At 76.0% G+C, this 20,897-nt stretch carries 18 protein-coding genes and 1 riboswitch; of the genes, 7 read left to right on the top strand and 11 right to left on the bottom strand.

Annotated elements, in window-relative coordinates:
• The first annotated feature begins 220 nt into the window (after positions 1 to 220).
• Entirely contained in the window at positions 221 to 1,162 is a 942-nt protein-coding gene (locus ACF053_RS16615; protein ID WP_391954568.1) for an SCO1860 family LAETG-anchored protein, read from the top strand.
• Positions 1,163 to 1,514: 352 nt separating this feature from the next.
• Here the strand turns inward: ACF053_RS16615 and cobC are convergent, their stop codons facing one another.
• From cobC to ACF053_RS16570, 9 genes are all read right to left on the bottom strand, one after another.
• Positions 1,515 to 2,615, bottom strand: coding sequence for an Rv2231c family pyridoxal phosphate-dependent protein CobC (gene cobC, locus ACF053_RS16610; protein WP_391954567.1), 1,101 nt, complete (start codon positions 2,613 to 2,615; stop codon positions 1,515 to 1,517).
• A gap of 68 nt (positions 2,616 to 2,683) precedes the next feature.
• Complete coding sequence (locus ACF053_RS16605; RefSeq protein ID WP_391954566.1) at positions 2,684 to 3,151, bottom strand: cobalamin biosynthesis protein; 468 nt, start codon at positions 3,149 to 3,151, stop codon at positions 2,684 to 2,686.
• A gap of 32 nt (positions 3,152 to 3,183) precedes the next feature.
• On the bottom strand, positions 3,184 to 4,569 hold the full coding sequence (locus tag ACF053_RS16600; protein ID WP_391954565.1) for a cobyrinate a,c-diamide synthase: 1,386 nt from the start codon (positions 4,567 to 4,569) through the stop codon (positions 3,184 to 3,186).
• Positions 4,563 to 5,171: a cob(I)yrinic acid a,c-diamide adenosyltransferase gene (gene cobO / locus ACF053_RS16595; protein ID WP_058944222.1), complete on the bottom strand. Its 609-nt coding sequence runs from the start codon at positions 5,169 to 5,171 to the stop codon at positions 4,563 to 4,565. Before cobO ends, ACF053_RS16600 begins: the two co-directional genes overlap by 7 nt.
• Positions 5,171 to 7,246, bottom strand: a complete 2,076-nt coding sequence (locus ACF053_RS16590; RefSeq protein WP_391954564.1) for a putative cobaltochelatase — start codon at positions 7,244 to 7,246, stop codon at positions 5,171 to 5,173. The genes cobO and ACF053_RS16590 overlap by 1 nt, the downstream gene beginning before the upstream one ends.
• A 56-nt stretch (positions 7,247 to 7,302) precedes the next feature.
• The gene (locus ACF053_RS16585) at positions 7,303 to 8,811 is read right to left on the bottom strand and encodes a cobyric acid synthase (RefSeq protein ID WP_391954563.1); all 1,509 of its coding nucleotides are present in this window, start codon (positions 8,809 to 8,811) and stop codon (positions 7,303 to 7,305) included.
• On the bottom strand, positions 8,808 to 9,767 hold the full coding sequence (locus ACF053_RS16580; RefSeq protein ID WP_391954562.1) for a cobalamin biosynthesis protein: 960 nt from the start codon (positions 9,765 to 9,767) through the stop codon (positions 8,808 to 8,810). The genes ACF053_RS16585 and ACF053_RS16580 overlap by 4 nt, the downstream gene beginning before the upstream one ends.
• A gap of 144 nt (positions 9,768 to 9,911) precedes the next feature.
• A riboswitch (cobalamin riboswitch) is annotated at positions 9,912 to 9,990 on the bottom strand.
• Between the two features lie 164 nt (positions 9,991 to 10,154).
• Positions 10,155 to 10,376 (bottom strand): hypothetical protein, encoded by a 222-nt coding sequence (locus ACF053_RS16575; protein WP_391954561.1) that lies wholly within the window; start codon positions 10,374 to 10,376, stop codon positions 10,155 to 10,157.
• Positions 10,377 to 10,394: 18 nt separating this feature from the next.
• Positions 10,395 to 11,672 carry an inorganic phosphate transporter gene (locus tag ACF053_RS16570; protein WP_391954560.1) on the bottom strand — a complete coding sequence of 426 codons (1,278 nt, stop codon included), beginning with the start codon at positions 11,670 to 11,672 and terminating at the stop codon, positions 10,395 to 10,397.
• A gap of 217 nt (positions 11,673 to 11,889) precedes the next feature.
• On the opposite strand from ACF053_RS16570, the gene ACF053_RS16565 reads away from it, so the two are divergent.
• From ACF053_RS16565 to ACF053_RS16555, 3 genes are all read left to right on the top strand, one after another.
• On the top strand, positions 11,890 to 12,561 hold the full coding sequence (locus ACF053_RS16565) for a class II aldolase/adducin family protein (protein WP_391954559.1): 672 nt from the start codon (positions 11,890 to 11,892) through the stop codon (positions 12,559 to 12,561).
• 337 nt (positions 12,562 to 12,898) lie between these two features.
• Positions 12,899 to 14,026 carry an alpha/beta hydrolase gene (locus ACF053_RS16560; protein ID WP_391954558.1) on the top strand — a complete coding sequence of 376 codons (1,128 nt, stop codon included), beginning with the start codon at positions 12,899 to 12,901 and terminating at the stop codon, positions 14,024 to 14,026.
• 149 nt (positions 14,027 to 14,175) lie between these two features.
• The gene (locus tag ACF053_RS16555) at positions 14,176 to 15,516 is read left to right on the top strand and encodes a hypothetical protein (protein ID WP_391954827.1); all 1,341 of its coding nucleotides are present in this window, start codon (positions 14,176 to 14,178) and stop codon (positions 15,514 to 15,516) included.
• Between the two features lie 116 nt (positions 15,517 to 15,632).
• Here ACF053_RS16555 and ypfJ read toward each other — a convergent pair whose 3' ends face one another.
• Complete coding sequence (ypfJ, locus tag ACF053_RS16550; protein WP_391954557.1) at positions 15,633 to 16,526, bottom strand: KPN_02809 family neutral zinc metallopeptidase; 894 nt, start codon at positions 16,524 to 16,526, stop codon at positions 15,633 to 15,635.
• A 256-nt stretch (positions 16,527 to 16,782) separates the two neighbouring features.
• Between ypfJ and ACF053_RS16545 the strand changes: the two genes are divergently transcribed.
• The 3 genes from ACF053_RS16545 (at position 16,783) to ACF053_RS16535 (ending at position 19,962) form a co-directional block, all read left to right on the top strand.
• A complete protein-coding gene (locus ACF053_RS16545) occupies positions 16,783 to 18,381 on the top strand; it encodes an ABC-F family ATP-binding cassette domain-containing protein (RefSeq protein ID WP_391954556.1) in 1,599 nt (532 codons plus the stop codon).
• A gap of 299 nt (positions 18,382 to 18,680) precedes the next feature.
• Positions 18,681 to 18,902 carry a helix-turn-helix domain-containing protein gene (locus ACF053_RS16540; RefSeq protein ID WP_058943570.1) on the top strand — a complete coding sequence of 74 codons (222 nt, stop codon included), beginning with the start codon at positions 18,681 to 18,683 and terminating at the stop codon, positions 18,900 to 18,902.
• Positions 18,903 to 19,161: 259 nt separating this feature from the next.
• Positions 19,162 to 19,962 carry an enoyl-CoA hydratase/isomerase family protein gene (locus tag ACF053_RS16535; RefSeq protein WP_391954555.1) on the top strand — a complete coding sequence of 267 codons (801 nt, stop codon included), beginning with the start codon at positions 19,162 to 19,164 and terminating at the stop codon, positions 19,960 to 19,962.
• 178 nt (positions 19,963 to 20,140) lie between these two features.
• Here the strand turns inward: ACF053_RS16535 and ACF053_RS16530 are convergent, their stop codons facing one another.
• On the bottom strand, positions 20,141 to 20,896 hold the full coding sequence (locus ACF053_RS16530; RefSeq protein WP_391954554.1) for an SDR family oxidoreductase: 756 nt from the start codon (positions 20,894 to 20,896) through the stop codon (positions 20,141 to 20,143).
• Position 20,897: the final 1 nt, after the last annotated feature.

Raw genomic sequence — 20,897 nt, 5'->3', positions numbered from 1 at the left:
GGGTGGGCGATTGGCAATCCGGGCGGGTGGACGGGGTGGACGCGGGAGGCGGGTGATTCGAATGTCTGACCGGAAACTCCCCTTTGGGATGAACTCACGTCGGGTGGCCGCCGGTTCACCCTCCGTGCGCCAGGATTCCCGTGTCCCAAGTCACCGCCGCACACATGTCCCTGTGTGCGGGTGTTCGGTGACTCCTGTCCTCCGTGGGGGTTCCACCACCGTGTCCAGCACCACCTTCCGCCGCTCCGCGGCCGCCGCCGTCACCGCGCTCGCCACCGCCGCGCCCCTGGCCCTCGCCGCACCCGCCGCGCGGGCCACCACCGACGGCGAGGGCCGCGCCTCCGCCGCGGTCCTCCGCGCCGACCTGGACGTCTCGCTCCTGGACGGCGGCGTACGCGTCCCCGTGAACACCGCGCTCAACGACGTGCGGGCACCCGCGACGGCGGAGAGGACGACGCTCTCCGTGCAGGTGGACGGCGTCGACGGCGGCAGGCCCGTGCGGATGTTGCGCGCCGACGTCGCCTCCGCGAAGGCCGCCGCCGACGCCCGCCGCGCCGAGGGTTCCGTGCGGCTCGTCCGGGCGAAGGTGCACCTGCCCGGCCTGCCGCTGCTCTCCCTCGTCGAGGTGGAGCAGGTCACCGCCCAGGCGGTCTGCGCGGCCGGCGCCCGGCCGGCCGCCACGGCGAACGTCCTCGGCCCGGTCACCGTCCTCGGCAAGCGGGTCACGCTGACGGCGGGCGGCCGGACCAGCGTGCAGGTGCCCGGGGCCGGCGACGTCACCCTGGACCTGTCGCGGCGCACCACCACCTCCACCACGGCCGCCGCCACGGCGCTGGAGCTGCAGGTCTCCGTCGACCCGCTCGACCTCGGCGTCGCCGACGTCCGCGGCACGGTCACCCTCGCCGAGGCGTCCTGCACCCGGCCCGACGCGGCCTCGCCCTCCACGGCCCCCGAGCCGTCGACGCCCGCCACGTCCCCGGCGGAGCGGCCCACGGAGGGCCTGGAGCCCCAGTCGGGCGGCGGGACGCCGGAGAAGGAGGCCCTCGCCGAGACCGGCGGCGACTCGCGCACGCCGTACGTCGTCGCCGGGGCGGCCGCGCTGCTCACCGCGGGCGCGGCGACCCTGGCCCTCACCCGGCGTGCCCGGCGTGAGCAGTCCTGATCCGACGCTGCGGCCCGGCCGGCCCGGTCGGTTCGGTCGGTTCGGTCCGGCTGGTCGGGGGTGCTGCTCGGCAGTTGACGTCTTCCCCCGGTGGTCCGTGCGCGCCTGAGGCCGGTGGGGTGGGGCGGGGTCGCGGCGGGTCACCTCCTCGGGGTCGGCGGCCTCGGGTGCCACGGCAGTGAACCCGCTGTCGCCACCGACCCCTGCGGGGGCGACCCACCACGGCCCCTCCTCTGGCCGTCGGCGCCCGGACGGTTCCCTGGGGCTGGTTCCGGGGTGCCGGCCTGGAGGTTTCGTTGCGTGGGGGTGTCCTGCCGACCTGACCGGCAGGGCACCCCCTCACGCGCGGTGGTCAGTTGCGGGCGCAGCCCGCCATCACCAGAGCCTGGTCCAGCGCCTGGAGGAACCGGTTCGTCGTCACGCGGTCCCGCACCGCGAGCCGCAGCCACTGCGGCCCGAGCCCCGGGAAGGTGTCGCCCCGCCGCGCGGCGAAGCCCAGGTCGCGCAGGCGCTCCCGGACGACGTCCGCGCCCTCGACGCGCATCAGCACGAACGGCCCCTCGGCCGCCTCGACCACGCGTACCTCGTCGAACTCCGCCAGACCGGCCAGCAGGTGGGCCCGCTCCACGGCGATCCGGCGCGCCGCCTCCTCCGCCTCGGCCAGCGCCTCGCGCTCCATGCACGCCTCGGCCGCCACCAGCGCCGGCGTCGACACCGGCCACAGCGGCTGGACGCGCTCCAGCGCCGCCACGGTGTCCGGCCCCGCCAGCACGTAACCGATCCGCAGCCCCGCGAGGCCCCACGTCTTCGTGAGGCTCCGCAGCACCACCAGTCCCGGCACGTCCGTACGCCCGGCCAGCGCCTCCCGCTCGCCCGGCACGGCGTCCATGAACGCCTCGTCCACCACCAGGGTCCGGCCCGGCCGCGCCAGCGCCGCGATCGTCCCGGCCGGGTGCAGCACCGACGTCGGGTTGGTCGGGTTGCCGACGACCACCAGGTCGGCGTCCTCCGGGACGCGCGCCGGATCGAGCCGGAACCCCTCCTCCTCGCGCAGCAGCACCCGCCGCACCTGGTGCCCCGCGTCCCGCAGCGCGGCCTCCGGCTCCGTGAACTGCGGGTGGATCACGACCGGTCGGCGCACCGGCAGCGCCCGCGCCAGCAGCACGAACGCCTCGGCCGCGCCCGCCGTCAGCAGCACGCGCCGGGCCGGCAGCCCGTGGCGCTCGGCGACCGCCGCGCGCGCCGCCCGCCCGTCGGGGTAGGCGGCCAGCCCGGAGAGCGACGCGGCGAGCCGCTCGCGCAGCCACGCGGGCGGGGTGTCCGTCCGGACGTTGACCGCGAGATCGGTCAGTTTCTCGTCCCGGACCTCGACGTCGCCGTGGTGCCGCAGGTCGTACGCGTCCGTGTGGCGGGGGCCGGGGAACGGTCTGTCGCTGTCTGTGTGGGTATACATGGCCGCCAGCTGGGGGTGGGGGACAGTGGGGGGTGGTCGGCGGGTCGACGGGGTCGGCGGCCCACCGGTTATCTCTCCACCGCCGGACGGGGAATCCGGCGCCGGATCAGCGGTCGACGCCGCGCCGGTAACCCGAACGCCGCGTCCTCACGGGTGTACCCGCGCCCTCCGGCGGGCAACCGCCCGTCCCCGTGCGCCACCGCCACCGCGCACGTCACACGTGCCGACTTCCGCCGCGGCACGAGGAGTTCGCCCGTGCCCCCGCGGGCGGCCGCCTCGGCCAGCGCCGCGGCCTCCGCCACCGACGGCGTCCCGGTCGCCGCGAGCGCCGCGGCCGACGGGTGGGGGACCGGGACCGACGCCAACTCCGCCGCCGGGTGGGCCCGCAGGGGCAGCCCGAGCCGCGCCGCGGCCGCGACCAGCCCCGGCTCGTCCGCTTTCGCCTCGACCGTCGCCAGCGCCGCGACCTCCTCCGGCCGCCGCCCCGCCCCGCGCAGCACCGCCAGCACCAGCGCGCACACCTCGTCCGCGGTCACCCCCCGCCGGGCTCCCACACCCACCACCAGCGTCACCGCCGGCAGTGCTCCACGAACCGCCGCGCCGTCCCCGGCACGGCCGCCCAGTGCGTGTGCACGTAACTCGCGTGCACACCGCCCCGGACGAAGCCCTCGACGCGCCGCTCCGGCTGCCGCAGCCCCCACGCGGGCGTCGCGCCCGCACCCGGCTCGATGACCGTGCGGTGGAACTCGTGGCCCCGCAGCCGCGTCCCGACCGCCGCCACGGGGCTGTCGCTCACCGCGACCGCGTCCCGGTAGCCCAGCGTCAGCCGCTGCGTCATCCGCGCGTCCGCGTCCAGCACCCCGCACATCGGCCGCCCGTCGAGCGACCGCGCCAGGTACAGCAGCCCGGCGCACTCCGCGGCGACCGGCGCGCCCGACCGGGCCAGCGCGGCGACCGCGTCCCGCAGCGCCTCGTTCGCGGCCAGCTCCGGCGCGTACACCTCGGGGAAACCGCCGCCGACGACCAGGCCGCGCGTTCCCTCCGGGAGCTTCTCGTCCCGCAGCGGGTCGAACGCCACCACCTCGGCCCCCGCCGCCGTCAGCAACTCGGCGTGCTCGGCGTACGAGAAGGTGAACGCGGCGCCGCCGGCGACGGCCACCACCGGCCGCTCCCCGCCCGTCCACCCGGCGGCGCTTCGGCGCTCCCCGGCCGGGGCGTCCGCCGCGAGGGCGCCCTCGGCGGACCACGCCCGCGCGTGCAGCTCCGGCGCGCTGCGGGCCAACGCCAGCAGCGCGTCCAGGTCACACCCCGAGCGGATCTGCTCCGCCTGCGCCCGCACGGCGTCCAGCGCCTCCGCGTGCCGCTCGGCGACCGGCACCAGGCCCAGGTGCCGCGACGGCGTGGACACGGCGGGCGCCCGCCGCAGCACGCCGAGCACGGGAACGCCCGACTCGCCGAGCGCCTCCCGCAGCAGGTGCTCGTGCCGGTCGGTGGCGACCTTGTTGAGGATCACCCCGCCGATCCGCACCTCCGGGTCCCACGACGCGAAGCCGTGGACCAGCGCGGCCACCGAACGGGACTGCGACGAGGCGTCCACGACCAGCACCACCGGCGCCTTCAGGACCTTCGCCACCTGCGCCGTCGACGCCAGCTCACCCTGGTCGGCGGCGCCGTCGTACAGCCCCATCACCCCCTCGACGACCGCCAGGTCGCAGCCGCGCGCGCCGTGCGCGAAGAGCGGCGCGACCAGCTCCGTGCCGCACATGAACGCGTCGAGGTTGCGGCCGGGGCGGCCCGTCGCCAGGGCGTGGTAGCCCGGGTCGATGTAGTCCGGGCCGACCTTGTGCGGCGACACCGCGAGACCACGGTCGGCGAACGCGGCCATCAGGCCGGTCGCGACCGTGGTCTTGCCCGCGCCCGAGGAGGGCGCGGCGATGACGAGACGTGCTACCACTCGATGCCCCGCTGGCCCTTCTGACCGGCGTCCATCGGGTGCTTGACCTTGGACATGTCGGTCACCAGGTCGGCGAACTCGCACAGCTCCGCCGGCGCGTTGCGGCCGGTGATCACCACGTGCTGCTGCCCCGGGCGGTCGCGCAGCACCCGGATGACCTCCTCCGTGTCCACCCAGCCCCAGTGCAGGAGGTAGGCGAACTCGTCGAGGACGTAGAACCGGTACCTCTCCTCGGCCAGGCAGCGCTTGATGTGCTCCCAGCCCTCGCGGCCCTTGTCCTCGTGCGACTGCTCGCCCTCCTTGGGGTCGCGCTGGATCCACGACCAGCCCTCGCCCATCTTGTGCCAGTCGACGGTGCCGCCCTCGCCCGTCGCGCCGAGCGCCTTGAGCGCGTTCTCCTCGCCGACCTTCCACTTCGCGGACTTGACGAACTGGAACACCCCGACCGGCCAGCCCTGGTTCCAGGCGCGCAGCGCCATCCCGAAGGCGGCGGTCGACTTGCCCTTGCCCACGCCCGTGTGGACCATCACCAGCGGTCGGTTGCGGCGCTGGCGGGTGGTGAGTCCGTCGTTCGGTACGACGTCCGGCTGTCCCTGCGGCATCAAGCGGCCCTCCTCGTAGTACGAACATCCCTGACCAGTCCGGCGATCGCGTCCGCGCGCAGCTCGTCCAGGGTCACGGCGTCGCCGCCGAGGCCGTGGGCCAGCTCCGCGGCGAGACCGAGCCGCACGGGCCCCGTCTCGCAGTCCACGACGACCGCCGCCGTACCCTCGGCCGCGTGCAGCGCGGCGGCCCGGCCGGCCAGCCGCAGCGGCTCCGGCCCGCCGGTCGCCCGCCCGTCCGTCACCACGACGAGCAGCGGGCGTCGCGCGGGGTCGCGCAGCCGCTCCACACGCAGTACCTCGTGCGCCTTCAGCAGGCCCGCCGCCAGCGGCGTGCGGCCCCCCGTCGGCAGCGTCTCCAGGCGCGCCGCAGCCGCGTCCACGGACGACGTGGGCGGCAGCGCCAGCTCCGCGTCCCGGCCCCGGAACGTCACCAGGCCCACCTTGTCGCGCCGCTGGTAGGCGTCGAGCAGCAGCGACAGCACGGCGCCCTTGACCGCGCCCATGCGCTGCCGCGCCGCCATCGAACCCGACGCGTCCACCACGAACAGCACCAGGTTGCCCTCGCGCCCCTCCCGCACCGCCTGGCGCAGGTCGTCGCGGTGGACGACGAGCCCGGGCCCGGAGCGGCCGCGCGCCCGCTGGTGCGGGGCCGCGGCCCGGACCGTCGCCGCCAGGTGCAGCTTCGTCAGGGCGCCCCGCGGCCGGCGCGACCCGGTGGTGCGGCCGTGCTCGGTACGCGCCCGGGAGCGCCGGCCCGCGGCGCCGTCCCCGAGCCCGGGCACGGTCAGCGCCCGCGTACGGTACGGCTCGGCGGCCTTCACCGGCGCCTGCTCGGAGGCCGGGCCGGCACCGGCGGAGGGCTGCGGCGAGGGCTGGGGCCCGGTTGCCCCGTCCGGCTCGGGCCGCTCGCCGGAGGGCTCCGCGCCGGCGTCCTCCCGCGGCCCCTGCGGCTGAGGCGGCACGCCGCCGTCCGGTCGGCCGCCCCCGCCGGGACCGCCGCCGTCGCCGGGACCGCCGTCGTCGGGTCCCTGCGGGTCCGGGTCCGGCTCGTCTTCCCCGCCGCCGAACTCCTCCAGCGTCTCGTCCAGCTTCTCCTCGTCCAGCCCCGGCGCGTCGAAGGGGTTGCGGCGGCGCCGGTGCGGCAGCGCCAGCAGCGCGGCCTGCCGCACGTCGTCGACCGTCACGTCCTCGCGCCCGTCCCATGCGGCGAGCGCCGTCGCCGCGCGCGCCATGACGATGTCCGCGCGCATGCCGTCCACCTCGAACGCGGCGCACGTGGCGGCGATCTGACGCAGCGCGCCGTCACCGAGCCGCACCCGCGGCAGCAGCGCCCGCGCGGCGACGATCCGCTCCCGCAGCGCCGCCTCCTCGCCCGCCCAGCGCGCCGCGAAGCCGGCCGGGTCGTCGTCGTACGCCAGGCGCCGCCGCACGACCTCCACCCGCTGCTCCGGGTCCCGCGAGGCCGCGACCTCCACGGTCAGCCCGAACCGGTCGAGCAGCTGCGGCCGCAGCTCGCCCTCCTCCGGGTTCATCGTGCCGACCAGCAGGAACCGCGCGGCGTGCCGCACGGACACGCCCTCGCGCTCCACGTGGGAGGCGCCCATGGCCGCCGCGTCCAGCAGGTGGTCGATCAGGTGGTCGCTGAGGAGGTTGACCTCGTCGACGTAGAGGATGCCCCGGTGGGCCTGGGCGAGCAGGCCCGGCTCGAAGGCCTTCACGCCGTCGGCGAGTGCGCGTTCGATGTCGAGGGAGCCGACGAGCCGGTCCTCCGACGCGCCGACGGGCAGTTCGACCATGCGGGTCGTGCGCGTCACGCCCGTGCCCGCCTCGTGCGGCCCGTCCGGGCACTGCGGGTCGGGCGCCTGCGGGTCGCAGGCGAAGCGGCAACCGGCGACCACGTCCATGTCGGGCAGCAGCGCCGTGAGGCCGCGCACGACCGTGGACTTGGCGGTGCCCTTCTCACCGCGCACGAGGACACCGCCGATGGCCGGTGAGACGGCGTTGAGCAGCAGGCTCAGCCGCATGTCGTCCATTCCGACGACGGCGGTGAACGGATAGGGAACCGAAGCCATGTGCGGAGAACCCCTTTCGAGGGAAGTGCGGGGGGCGGGCGCGTCCGCGGGGCCGGTCACGGCGCACCCGGCGCGACGAACGGCAGACCGCCCGGAGGGCCCGACTCGATCAGTTTCAGCAGCGCGTCCGTGTCCGCGTGCTCCTCGATCAGATCGCCGAGGCGGTCGAGCTGCTCCTCGCGGAGCGTCCCGAAGGACGTGTCGGGCGCGGGGACGAAACGCCGCCCGGCGGCCCGGGCGACCTCCCGCAGGAACGCCCGGCGGAAGCCGTCGCCCTCCAGCGACCCGTGCCAGTGGGTGCCCCACACGGCCCCCACCCGGCAGCCGTCCAGGAACGCCTCCCCACCGCGGACGTCGGCGACGCCGTGGTGGATCTCGTACCCCTCGACGGGTTCGCCGAGGGCCTCGCCGGACGGCCGCGCGAGGGTCTTCTCCACCGCGAACCGCACCCGCACGGGCAGCAGGCCCAACCCCTCGACCTCACCCGCCCGGGACTCGACGTCGTCCTCGATGCGCTCGCCCAGTACCTGGAAGCCGCCGCACACGCCCAGCACCGGCCGGCCCTCGGCGGCGCGCCGCACCAGCGCGTCGGCCAGGCCCCGCTCGCGCAGCCACGCCAGCGCCCGCACCGTGCCGCGGGTGCCGGGCACGACGACCAGGTCCGCGTCCACCAGCTCCTCCGGCCGGTCCACGAACCGGACGACGACGCCCGGTTCGGCCGCGAGCGCGTCCACGTCCGTGAAGTTCGACATCAGCGGTACGGCGCACACCGCGACCCGCAGCACGTCCTCGCCGACCGGCGGCGCCACGACCGACTCGCGCACCGCGCCGCGCAGCGAGACGCGCAGGCCGTCCTCCTCGTCGATGCCGAGCCCGTGCGCGTACGGCAGGACGCCGAAGGTGCGCCGGCCCGTCAGGCCGTGCAGCATGTCGAGCCCCGGCTCCAGCAGCGTCACGTCACCGCGGAACTTGTTCACGAGGTACCCGGCGACCAGCTCCTGGTCCTCGCGGGAGAGCAGCGCCGTCGTCCCGAAGAACTGGGCGAACACCCCGCCGCGGTCGATGTCGCCGACCACGACGACGGGGAGGCGGGCGGCGCGGGCGATGCCCATGTTGACGATGTCGTTGCGCCGGAGGTTGATCTCGGCCGGGCTGCCGGCGCCCTCGCAGATCACCGCGTCGTGGGTGGCCCGCAGCTCCTCCAGGCACTCCAGCACGGTGCCGAGCAGCGCCTGCTGCCGCCCGCCGTGGTAGCCCCGCGCGCTGAGTTCGCCGACGGGCCTGCCCATCAGCACCACCTGGCTCGACCGGTCGCTGCCGGGCTTGAGCAGCACCGGGTTCATCAGCGCGCTCGGCTCGACACGGGCGGCCTGCGCCTGCATGGCCTGCGCCCGGCCGATCTCCGCGCCCCCGCGCGTCACGAAGGAGTTGAGGGACATGTTCTGCCCCTTGAACGGCGCGACCCGCAGGCCCTGCCGGACCAGCCAGCGGCAGATGCCGGCCGTCACCACGCTCTTGCCCGCGTCGGACGTCGTCCCCGCGACGAGCAGCCCCCCACCCCTCACGACCGACCACCCTTCCGCCGCCGCACCGCTCCGTACGCCATCCGTCCGCCCGCGCAGACCGCGAGGGCCAGCAGACCGACCCGGCGCGACAGCCGTACGGCCCGCTCGACGTCCGCGACCTCGACGGCCCGCCCCTCGCCGTTCAGTACCGGCCGGTGCTCGACGCGCCCCCCGTACGAGAGGCTGCCCCCGAGCCGTACGCCCAGCGCCCCCGCGAACGCGGCCTCGACCGGGCCCGCGTTGGGCGACGGGTGGCGGTGCGCGTCGGCGCGCCAGGCGCGCGCCGCGCCGTGCCGGTCGCCGCCCGCGACGACGGCGAGCGCCGCCGTGAGCCGGGCACCGGGGTAGCCGGCGACGTCGTCGAGGCGCGCCGACGCCCAGCCGAACCGGCGGTAGCGCGGCGACCGGTGACCGACCATCGCGTCCAGGGTGTTCACGGCGCGGAACGCCACGAGGCCCGGCACACCGCCCAGGGCGCCCCACACCAGGGCGCCGACCACCGCGTCGGAGGTGTTCTCCGCGACGGACTCCACGACGGCCCGGGCGATGCCGGGACCGTCCAGCGCCTGCGGGTCACGGCCGCACAGGTGCGGCAGCCGCTCGCGGGCCACCTCCAGGTCACCGGCGACCAGGGCCCCGGCGACCGCCCGCGCCTCGCGGCCCAGGGAGGTGCCGCCGACGACGGACCAGACGGTCGCGGCGGTCAGCGCGACGGCCGCGGGTCCCTGCCCGCGCACGGCACGCGCGGCGAGCGCGGCTCCCGCCGCGGCGCCCCCGGCGCACACGGCGGTGTGGAGCGCGCCCCAGCCGCGGTGGTCGCGCCACAGGACGCGTTCGACGGCGCCGGCGGTCCGCCCGAAGGCGGCGACGGGATGACCGCGGCGGGGATCGCCGAGGAGGAGGTCCGCCAGGATCCCGGCGGCGGCACCGCAGGCGTACACACGATCGGTGCGCATCGGGTCAGCAGCCCGGTGCGCCGGATCGGCCACGTGTCCGCGAGCCGGGGCTCGGGGTTCTCGACGTATGACGGGGAACGCAGCCGGGCATGCGCAATGTCCTCACTCAGGGTCCGCGCCCTGGCTCGACGTGACCGGCGGTGAGAGTTCCTGACTCCCGTCCCGCGCGTGCGCGGGACGGTCACAGTGGCGGGACCGCGCCGGATTCGCACCGGGCTTCCTCTCCTGCCGCCGGATATGGCCTGGGCAGTCCACCACGGCCCGCGAAGGCCCGTCAACTCACCCTTGACCTGCGGCGGAGCGGTGTGCGGAGCCCCACGTACGGCGGCCGGGCCGGTCGCACCACGAGGTGCGACCGGCCCGGCCGGGGTTCTGGCGTGACGCGGGTCAGGCCACGATCAGGTAGATGCCGTACGCGACGGCGGCCGCGCAGAGCGCGAAGCAGGCGTACGCGCCGGTGCGCGCCAGGGCGGCGGAACCGCCCTGGGTGGCGGCCTGCTCCTGGCGGGAGAGGCCGACGAGACCGAGGGTGAAGAGGCCGACGAGTGAGACGGTGGTGACGAGGCCCACTCCGAAGACGGAGCCGAGGGCCGCCCAGTCGATGTCCATACCGATGCCGTTCTTTCCTTACACCGAGGCCGTGGGGGACGCGCCGGAGGCGGCGACCGGGGCCGGGATGGTGGTCTTGAGGGAGTCGTCGCCGTCCGGGTCGGTGGCGACGGTGCCGGCGGGCGGCGGGGTGACGGCCGCGATGGCGGTGGTGACGACCCCGGCGGGCTCGTCGTCGGCGGCGTCGGGGGCGTCCTCGACCTCGTTGACGTTCGTGTGGTCGACGACCTGACGGCGGGAGACGAACCAGATGGCGGCCGAGGAGCCGACGAGGAAGGCGGCGACGACGGCCACGCCCCAGTCGCCCTGGCGGGCGACGAACTCGGCGAGCGCGGCCACCAGGCCGGCGGCCGGCAGGGTCAGGCCCCAGGCGACGAACATCCGCGTCGCGGTCGACCAGCGGACCACGCCGCCCTTGCGACCGAGGCCGGCGCCCATGACGGCGCCCGAGCAGACGTGCGTCGTGGAGAGCGAGAAGCCCAGGTGCGAGGAGGCGAGGATCACGGTGGCCGCACCGGTCTGGGCGGCGAAGCCCTGCTGCGGCTGGAGGTCCGTGAGGCCCTTGCCCATGGTGCGGATGATGCGCCAGCCGCCCAGGTAGGTGCCGAGCGCGATGGCCACGCCGGCGGAGACGATGACCCACACGGGCGGGTTGGAGCCGGGGGCGAGGGCGCCGCCGGCGACCAGGGCGAGGGTGATGATGCCCATGGTCTTCTGGGCGTCGTTCGTGCCGTGGGCGAGGGAGACGAGGCCCGCGGAGGCTATCTGGCCGGCCTTGTAGCCCTTGCGGCCCGTCTTGGGGTCGATGTTCGCGCCCACCTTGTAGGTGAAGCGGGTGGCGACCATCGCGGCGACGCCGGCGACCACCGGGGCGGCCACGGCCGGGATCAGGACCTTCGTGAGGACCACGCCGCCGTTGACGCCGTCGAGGCCGACGGAGGCGACGGTCGCGCCGATCAGACCGCCCATGAGGGCGTGCGAGGAGCTGGAGGGCAGACCGACCAGCCAGGTCAGGAGGTTCCAGAGGATCGCGCCGACCAGTGCGGCGAGGATGACCTCGGGTTGGATCCCCGTCTCGTCGACGAGCCCCTTGGAGATCGTCTTGGCGACCTCCACGGAGAGGAACGCGCCCACAAGGTTGAGGACGGCGGACATGGCCACCGCCGCCTTGGGCTTCATCGCGCCGGTCGAGATGGTCGTGGCCATCGCGTTGGCGGTGTCGTGGAAACCGTTTGTGAAATCGAACACGAGAGCTGTCACGACCACAATGGCGAGCAGCAGCGTGATGTGTTCCATTTACCCAGGCAATCGTTCGACGTCAGTACCGCGCTGAACGTAGGCAACCTGGGTGAACGGAAGGTGAACTGATCCAGGCGGCCCGGTGACCCAACCTGTGAACCCGCGTTCCGGTTACGTGTCGGCCCGGCGATTGCGGGCCCCGCGGCCCGGAAACCCCCGGGCACGGAGACACACGTCACTTCCGGGCCGGCGCCCCCGCTGACAGGATCGCCCCATGACCGAGGACGACGGGACCGCCGCCGACGCCGTGGCGCGGACGTGGGACGAGCTGGTCGCCACCGCCCGCAGGACCGTGGCCGACGGCCTGGTCGTCGGCACGTCGGGCAACGTGTCGGCCCGGGTCGGCGACCTCGTCCTCGTCACCCCGAGCGGCGTGCCCTACGCGCGGCTGACCGCTGCCGACGTCGTCGCCGTCGACCTGGACGGCCGGCAGGTCCGCGGGGTCCTGCCGCCCACCAGCGAGCTGCCGATGCACCTCGCGCTGTACCGGTCGACCGGCGCCCGTGCCGTCGTCCACACCCACGCCGTGCACGCCACCGCCGTCTCCACGCTCGTCGACGAGCTCCCGCCCGTCCACTACGTGACCGGCACCCTGGGCGGCACCGTCCGCGTCGCCCCCTACGCCCTCTACGGGACCCGGGAGCTCGCCGACCACGTCCTGGCCGCGCTCACCGACCGCACCGCCTGCCTCCTGCGCAACCACGGCACCGTCGCGTACGGCGCGACGCTGGAGCAGGCGTACGACCGTACGGCCCAGCTGGAGTGGATGTGCCGGGTCTGGCTGACCGCCACCGCCCACCCGGGCCGCGCGCCGAGCCTTCTGACCCCGGACCAGCTCGCCGAGGCCACCGAGAAGCTCCGCGGCTACGGCCACCACCCCCACTGACCCCGGCGCCCCCTCGTCCCGCACGCCCCGCCCCGGCGCCCCGCTCCCGCACGGCCCGTCCCGCAGTGCCGACCGCGCCCGGCGCCCCGGTCCCGCACCGCTCGGCCGCGTACGGCCGCCCCGGCGCCCCGGTCCGCACCGCTCGGCCGCGTACGGTCCGCTCGGTCCGCACGCTCCGTCCGGCGGTCCGTCCCCGTGCCCCCGCTCCCGCACCGCCCCGTCCCGTCGATCCCGTCGGCGGCCGCTCGGCCCCGGCACCCGCTCCCGGTGCCCGCCCGGTCCCTCGGTGGCGGTCCGCCCACTGGCACCGATCCGCCGCCGTACCGACACTGGAGCAGTGCGCCCGAGGACAGGTGCGGCCGTCGCCGCCGCCACAGTGATCGGAGCCGGCACCGCCGCCGTCGCGGCCGGCCGGTACGCCAGCGGCGTGGCGCTCGGCCCGCGTCCCGGCCGCCCGCTGCCCGGGGAGCCACGGCTCACCGTGCACGCCACGGGCCCCGGCCGGGTCGTGCTCACCCGCGGCCTCGCCTCCCTGCGCCCCGGCGTGTACGGCCTCCAGGGCCCCGGCGTCCACGCCGTCGTCGGCCCCGTCCTCCCCGACGTGCCGCACGCCCCCGACACCGTCGTCCGCCGCCTCGAACGGGTCCACCGCGGCACCCTCGACACCGGCGCCCGCGTCAGCCTCACCCCGCAGCTCCACGCCGGCACCCCGGCCTCCGCCCTCGGCATCGCCCACGAGGACGTCGAGGTCCCCGGCGAGCTCGGCCCCCTGCCCGCCTGGTACGTCCCCGCCGACCGCTCCACCTGGGTCGTCACCGTCCACGGCCTCGGCACCACCCGCGAGCACCCACTGAACGTGCTCGGCTTCCTGCACGCCGCCCAGCTGCCCGTGCTCGACGTCTCCTACCGCGGCGACCCCGGCGCCCCCCGCCCCGCCGACGGCGTGGGCCACCTCGGCGGCTCGGAGTGGCACGACGTCGACGCCGCCGTCCGGTACGCCCTGCGCCACGGCGCCCGGCGGGTCATCCTGCACGGCTGGTCGACCGGCGCCGCCATGGCCCTCCACACCGTTGCCCGCAGCGGCCTGCGCGACCGGATCGCCGGCCTGGTCCTCGACTCCCCGGTCCTCGACTGGGACGCCACCGTCCGCGCCCTCGCCACCGCCCACCGCGTCCCCACGGCCCTGCTGCCGCTCACGGTCCGCGCCGCCCAGGGCAGGACCGGCCCGCACGGTGACGCCCTGCGCGAGGCCGCCGACCCGGCCGCCCTGCCCGTGCCGACCCTCGTCATCCACGGCCCCGACGACACCCTCGCCCCCTGGGGCCCGAGCCGGCGGCTCGCCGAGAGCCGCCCCGGCCTCGTCACCCTCCACACCGTCCGGCAGGCCCCGCACGCCGCGATGTGGAACGCCGACCCCGACCGCTACGAGGAGGCCCTGCGCCGCTTCCTCGTCCCGCTCATCTGAGGCCGACCGTCCCATTCCGTTTGGGCTTTCGGGCCGTCAGCGGGAAGACTGCCCCCGTGACGTCTCGAAAGCCCGATGAGCAACTGGCGCGCAACTCCAGACTCCGACTCGTCCGTCCCCGGTCGCTGGCGACGACCGCCCGGCGGGCGGTGGCCGACCGCCGGACGCGGCCGGCCCCGCGGCCGCCGGAGGGCACGCCACCCCGGGCGGAGCTGGCCCGCCAGGCCCGCCAGGTCCTGGCCGACGCCGTACGGGTCGCCCGCTGGGCCGCCGTCAACCGCGGCCCCGTCACCGTCGAGGCCCCGGCCTCCGCGCGGGAGCGGGCCGCCGCGGCCCTCGCCCTGACCCCCGCCCGGGTGCGCACCGCCTGGGACCGCGCCCGGCTCGCCGGCCTCGTCGAGATCCACGGCGACACCGTCCGCCCCGGCTGGCGGCTGCGGGCCTGGGACCGGGACGACTCCGCCGCCCTGCGCGGCTGGGTCGCGCTCCTCGACGCCTGGTCGCTCGCCCACCCCGCCCCCCGCGACGCCGAGCCCACGGCGGTGGCCGAGGTCGTGGAGGCCGTCCCGCAGGTGCTGTCGCTCCTCCAGCTCTCCGCCGGACCGGTGCACGTACCGGCCCTGCTCGACCTGCTCCGGCAGCGCGTCGCCGAGCTGCGGGAGCAGCGCTGCGAGGTCCCGTTCGCCGCCGACGGGGAGGCGGGCGAGGAGGAGCGCGCCCGGGCCCACGCCCGGCAGGAGGGCTCCGCTGCCCGGGACGCCGGCCCGGACGCCCTGCCGGGCCTGCTCGACTGGGCGCTGGAGGGACTCGCCTCCGTCGGCGCCCTGACCCTCGGCGACGGCCAGGCGACCCTCACCCCCCTGGGGAACTGGGCGGTGTGGGTCAAGCTGGAGCAGATCTGCGTCGCCGCCCAGAGCCCCGCGGGCCACATGGAGCAGTCCGCCGAGGACATGCTGCGCGGCTGCGTCCGGCTCACCCCCGGCCCGGCCCGGGCCGAGTACCGCGCGTGGCTCGCCGCCCGTCCCGTCGGCAGCGCCGTCGCCGAACTGCTCGCCGTCGCCCGTGGCGACGACGCCCTCCTGCGCGGGCTCGCCTTCGAGGCCCTCCGCGTGGTCGGCGGGGCCGCCGAGGCGGAGGTGCGCACGGCCGCCGACGAGCCGCCGCTGCGCCCGTACGCCCTGCTGTGGCTGGCGGAGCACGAGGGCGCCGACCCGGACGAGGCCGCCGACGTCCTCACCCGCGAGGAGGCGACCTGGCTGTGGGTGGACACCGCCGCCGCCGTCGTCGACCACGGCGAGAGCGACCTGCTGGTGCGGCACCTGGAGTCCGCCGTGCAGGGCACCGTCCCGGCCCTGCTCGACGAGGTCCGGGCGGTCAGGCATCCGCGCACGGTCCAGGTGCTGGTCGCGCTGGCCGCCGCGCACCCCGACCCGGCCCTCGCCAAGGCGGTCCGCCGCGCCGCGTTCCAGGTCCACACCGGAGGCGCCTGACCACCGGCCGGCCCGGCGTCGGCCCGCGGCAGGCGGCCCGCGAACGCGACCCGCGCCCCGGGCCGGCGACCGTCGGCCGGCGCCCCGCGGCCCGGCGGCGGGGACCGGCCGGCGCCTCAGGCGAAGGTGTCGCAGCGCGCCGCGTCACCCGTGCGGTAGCCCACCGAGAACCACCGCTGGCGCTGCTCGGCGGAGCCGTGCGTCCAGGACTCCGGGTCGACCCGCCCCTGGAACCGCTCCTGGATCCGGTCGTCGCCCACCGCGGCGGCGGCGTCCAGCGCGTCCCGCACGTCCTGGTCGGTCACCTCCGCCAGCACCGGACGGCCGGTCCGCTCGTCCGGCGTCGTCGTGGCGTGCCGGGTCCACACGCCGGCCAGGCAGTCGGCCTGGAGCTCCACCCGCACGGCGCCGCTGCCGGTGCCCTGCCGCCCGTCCTGCGCCCGGCCGAGCGTCCCCGCGAGGTTCTGCACGTGGTGGCCGTACTCGTGGGCGACCACGTACGCCTCGGCGAACGGCCCGCCCGAGGCGCCGAACCGGGTGCGCAGCTCCCCGAAGAAGTCCAGGTCCAGGTAGACCTGCCGGTCGGCGGGGCAGTAGAACGGCCCGACCGCCGAGGTCGCCGCCCCGCACGCCGTGCCCACCCGGTCGGCGAACAGGACCGTCCGCGCGTCCGTGTACCGCTCGCCCGCCCGCGCGTGGGCGCCGCGCCAGTAGTCCTGCACGCTGTTGACGATCGCGACGATCCGGCAGTCCTCCCGGGTGTTCGCGGCCGCACCCGTGCGGCACGCCGCGTCGAGGTCGCCCGCCGGGGAGCCCGCCCGGCGGTCCGGGTCGCCGCCGTCCGTCAGCCCGAGCTGGTCCGGCCCCACGCCGAAGACCAGCGCCAGCACGAGCGCGACCACCCCGGCCAGACCGCCGCCGACCGTCACCCTGCCGCCGGGGAGGCCGCCGCCACCGCGCGCGTCCCGTACCTCCGAGGTGTCCAGATCGGCGTCGTCGTCGAACCGCATGGCGCGGGCACCACCCTCCGTCGCTCCTGCGCCGAGTATCGGCGCGGTGGTTCCCTGGTGCCCCGTTTTGCGCGTCCGACGAGTGTCCCGGGCGCCGGCGCCGATCGCGCGCCCGGCGGCTTGCGCGCACCGGCAAAGCAGTTGCATGCGCCCGTTAGACTGACCCGTATGGCCTTTCTCCCCGTGCATTAGACGGTGTCGAAGTCACCGCAGCCGCCGTTCTTCCGCCGTCCGACCCGCCCTGGAGAGTCTGTCCATGATCACCGCCACCGGTCTCGAGCTGCGCGCCGGCGCACGCGTCCTCATCGAGTCCGCCTCGTTCCGCATCGCCAAGGGTGACCGCATCGGCCTCGTCGGCCGCAACGGCGCCGGCAAGACGACGCTCACCAAGTGCCTGGCGGGCGAGGGCATCCCCGCCGCCGGCACCATCACCCGCTCCGGCCAGGTCGGCTACCTCCCGCAGGACCCCCGCACGGGCGACCTCGACGTGCTGGCCCGCGACCGCATCCTCTCCGCCCGCGGCCTGGACGTGCTGATCAGCAAGATGCGGATCAACGAGGAGCGCATCGCCACCGGCAAGGGCTCCACCCGCGAGAAGGCCCTCAAGCAGTACGAGCGCCAGGAGACCGAGTTCCTCACCAAGGGCGGGTACTCCGCGGAGGCCGAGGCGTCCACCATCGCCGCCGCCCTGGGTCTGCCCGACCGGGTGCTCGGCCAGCCGCTGCACACCCTCTCGGGCGGTCAGCGCCGCCGCATCGAGCTGGCGCGCATCCTCTTCTCGGACGCCGACACGCTCCTGCTCGACGAGCCGACCAACCACCTCGACGCCGACTCGATCACCTGGCTGCGCGACTACCTGAAGTCGTACCGCGGCGGTTTCGTGGTGATCTCCCACGACGTCGACCTCGTCGAGACGGTCGTCAACAAGGTCTTCTACCTGGACGCCAACCGCTCCACGATCGACATCTACAACATGGGCTGGAAGCTGTACCAGCGCCAGCGCGAGGACGACGAGAAGCGCCGCCGCCGCGAGCGGCAGAACGCCGAGAAGAAGGCCGCCGCGCTCAACGCCCAGGCCGACAAGATGCGCGCCAAGGCCACCAAGACGGTCGCCGCGCAGAACATGGCGCGCCGCGCCGAGAAGCTGCTGTCCGGCCTGGACGAGGTGCGGCAGTCCGACAAGGTCGCCAAGCTGCGCTTCCCGGACCCGGCGCCCTGCGGCCGCACCCCGCTGACGGCGGAGGGCCTGTCGAAGTCGTACGGCTCGCTGGAGATCTTCACCGACGTCAGCCTCGCCATCGACAAGGGCTCGCGTGTCGTCATCCTCGGCCTCAACGGCGCCGGCAAGACGACCCTGCTGCGGCTCCTCGCCGGCGCCGAGCGGCCCGACACCGGCGAGGTCGTCCCGGGCCACGGGCTGAAGCTCGGGTACTACGCGCAGGAGCACGAGACCCTCGACCCCGACCGCACGGTCCTGGAGAACATGCGGTCGGCCGCGCCGGACCTGGACATGGTCGAGGTCCGCAAGGTCCTCGGCTCGTTCCTCTTCTCCGGCGACGACGTCGACAAGCCGGCCGGGGTCCTGTCCGGCGGCGAGAAGACCCGGCTCGCCCTGGCCACGCTGGTGGTCTCCTCGGCGAACGTGCTGCTGCTCGACGAGCCGACGAACAACCTCGACCCCGCGAGCCGCGAGGAGATCCTCGGCGCACTGCGCACGTACAAGGGCGCGGTCGTCCTGGTCACGCACGACGAGGGCGCCGTCGACGCCCTCCAGCCGGAGCGCATCATCCTGCTCCCGGACGGCGTCGAGGACCTGTGGGGAGCGGACTACGCGGACCTGGTCTCCCTGGCCTGATCATCTCCGCCTGGATCATTCGGCTCAGCCGTGATCCTTCATCTGAGTGAGCGGATCTCATACCGCGGCGTGGCACCCGGCGGGGTTTTCCCCGCCCGCGCCACGCCGCAGGTCCCCGTGCGGGCCCCCCTGACCTGGTACTTCTCGTTCCGCTTACGGCCGCTCCCGGGTTTCCGGCGTCCCGTGGGGCCGCCCCGCGCGGAAACCCGCGTCCACCGACCTTGTCGAATGGCTGGCCATGTGGGCCCGGAGGGGTGATCATGAGAAGACCAGAGCGCACTTCCCTTGAGGAGGCACGGGTGGCCGAGACTCTGAAGAAGGGCAGCCGGGTGACCGGCGCCGCGCGCGAGAAGCTCGCGGCAGACCTGAAGAAGAAGTACGACGCCGGCGTGAGCATCCGGGCCCTGGCCGAGGAGACCGGCCGGTCCTACGGATTCGTCCACCGGATGCTCACCGAGTCCGGAGTCGTGTTGCGCGGACGCGGCGGAGCGACCCGGGGCAAGAAGGCCACGCCGGCCTGATCCCCGGGCGCGGTCCGTCACGCCGCCCCACGGTTCCGGCAGTATCCCCCGGCCGTCCGCGGCCGCGGTGGACCGGAGGTCCGGGCACCGGGCCGACCGGCGGTCACGACCGCCGTGCGGCTCCGGAGCCCAAGCCGCCGGCCCGGTGCGGTCCGAGGGTCGACCGGGTGGTTACCGTGCAGTAATTTGTCGTTCGGCGCAGCCGCTGGTCGGGTGCGCCGGACGACGACAACCGCTGCACCGGATCCGGAGGCGCCGTATGACCTCGCTCGACCCTGCCCTCGTCGTGCTCGACAAGGACGGTGTACGCCTCACCGTCGAGGACGCCGTCGCCACGGTGACCCTCACCAACCCGGCGAAGCGCAACGCCCAGTCGCCCGCCCTGTGGCGGGCGCTCACCGAGGCGGGCCGCGCCCTGCCCGGGAGCGTGCGGGTCGTCGTCCTGCGCGGAGAGGGCAAGTCGTTCTCGGCCGGCCTCGACCGGCAGGCGTTCACGCCGGAGGGGTTCGACGGCGAGCCGTCCTTCCTCGACCTGGCGCGCGGTTCCGACGAGGAGCTGGACGCCGTCATCGCCGAGTACCAGGAGGCGTTCACCTGGTGGCGCCGCAACGACGTCGTGTCGATCGCGGCCGTCCAGGGCCACGCCATCGGCGCGGGCTTCCAGCTCGCCCTCGCCTGTGACCTGCGCGTCGTCGCGCAGGACGTGCAGTTCGCCATGCGCGAGACGAGCCTCGGCCTCGTTCCCGACCTGACCGGTACGCACCCGCTCGTCGCCGCCGTCGGCTACGCCCGCGCGCTGGAGATCTGCGCCACGGGCCGGTTCGTCCACGCCGACGAGGCCGAGCGCGTCGGCCTGGCCAACCTCGTGGTGCCCGTCGAGGAGCTCGACGCCGCCGTCCGCGACCTGGCCGCCGCCCTGCTCGCCGCCCCGCGTGACGCCGTCGTGGAGACGAAGGCCCTGCTGCGCGGCGCGGCCGGGCGCCCGTACGAGGAGCAGCGCGTCGCCGAGCGGGCCGGCCAGGCCCGTCGGCTCCGCGACCTCGCGGGCCTCGCCGACTGACACCCGGCGGCGGCACGCCGTCCGCGCTGCCGCCGCACGCACGGTCCGCGCCGCCGCACCACCCCCTGCCCCGCCGCACCCGGGCCCGCGCACGGCCCGGGTGCGGGTGCCGGCACGAGGGGCGGTACGGGTGCCGGTGCGGCGGGGCGGCTGGTGGGCGCCCCGGGCGGGACGGCCGTCAGAAGCCGTGGCGCGCGCCGCCGTCGACCGGCAGCATGACCCCGGTCAGGTACGAGGCGGCGGGGGAGAGCAGGAACGCCGCCGTCGCGCCGAACTCCTCCGGCGTGCCGTAGCGGCGCAGCGGGATGCGCGCCTCGTTCTCGGCGCGTGCGGCGGCCGCGTCACCGGACAGGGCGTCCAGCTCGCGCACCCGGTCCGTGTCGATGCGCGAGGGGAGCAGGCCCACGACGCGCACGCCGCGCGGCCCGACCTCGTTCGCCAGGGACTTCGCGAAGCCGGCGAGGCCGGGGCGCAGGCCGTTGGAGATCGTCAGCCCGGGGATCGGCTCGTGCACCGAACCGGACAGGACGAAGCCGATCACCCCGCCCTCGCCGAGCGCGTCCGCCGCCGTGCGGGCCATGCGGACGGCGCCGAGGAAGACGGAGTCGAACGCGGCCCGCCACTGCTCGTCGGTGTTGTCCGCCGCCCACCCGGGCGCCGGGCCGCCGACGCTGACCAGCACGCCGTCGAACCCGCCGAGGTGCTCCCGCGCCGCCGCGACGAGCCGTTCGGGCGTGGCCGGGTCGGCGTTGTCGGCGGCGACCGCGACGGCGCCGCCGCCCAGCGCGTCCGCCGCCCGCCGCACGGCGTCCCCGTCGCGGGACGACAGGAGGACCTTCGCCCCCTCGGCCACCAGTGCCTTCGCCGTCGCGTGCCCGAGACCCCGGGAGGCGCCGGTCACGACGTACACACGGTCCTTCAGTCCAAGATCCATG

The sequence above is a fragment of the Streptomyces kanasensis genome, assembly GCF_043077165.1.
Classification (GTDB): Bacteria; Actinomycetota; Actinomycetes; order Streptomycetales; family Streptomycetaceae; genus Streptomyces; species Streptomyces changanensis.
The sequence above is the reverse complement of the archived record's forward strand: the minus strand, read 5'-3'. Positions and strand labels throughout refer to the sequence as shown.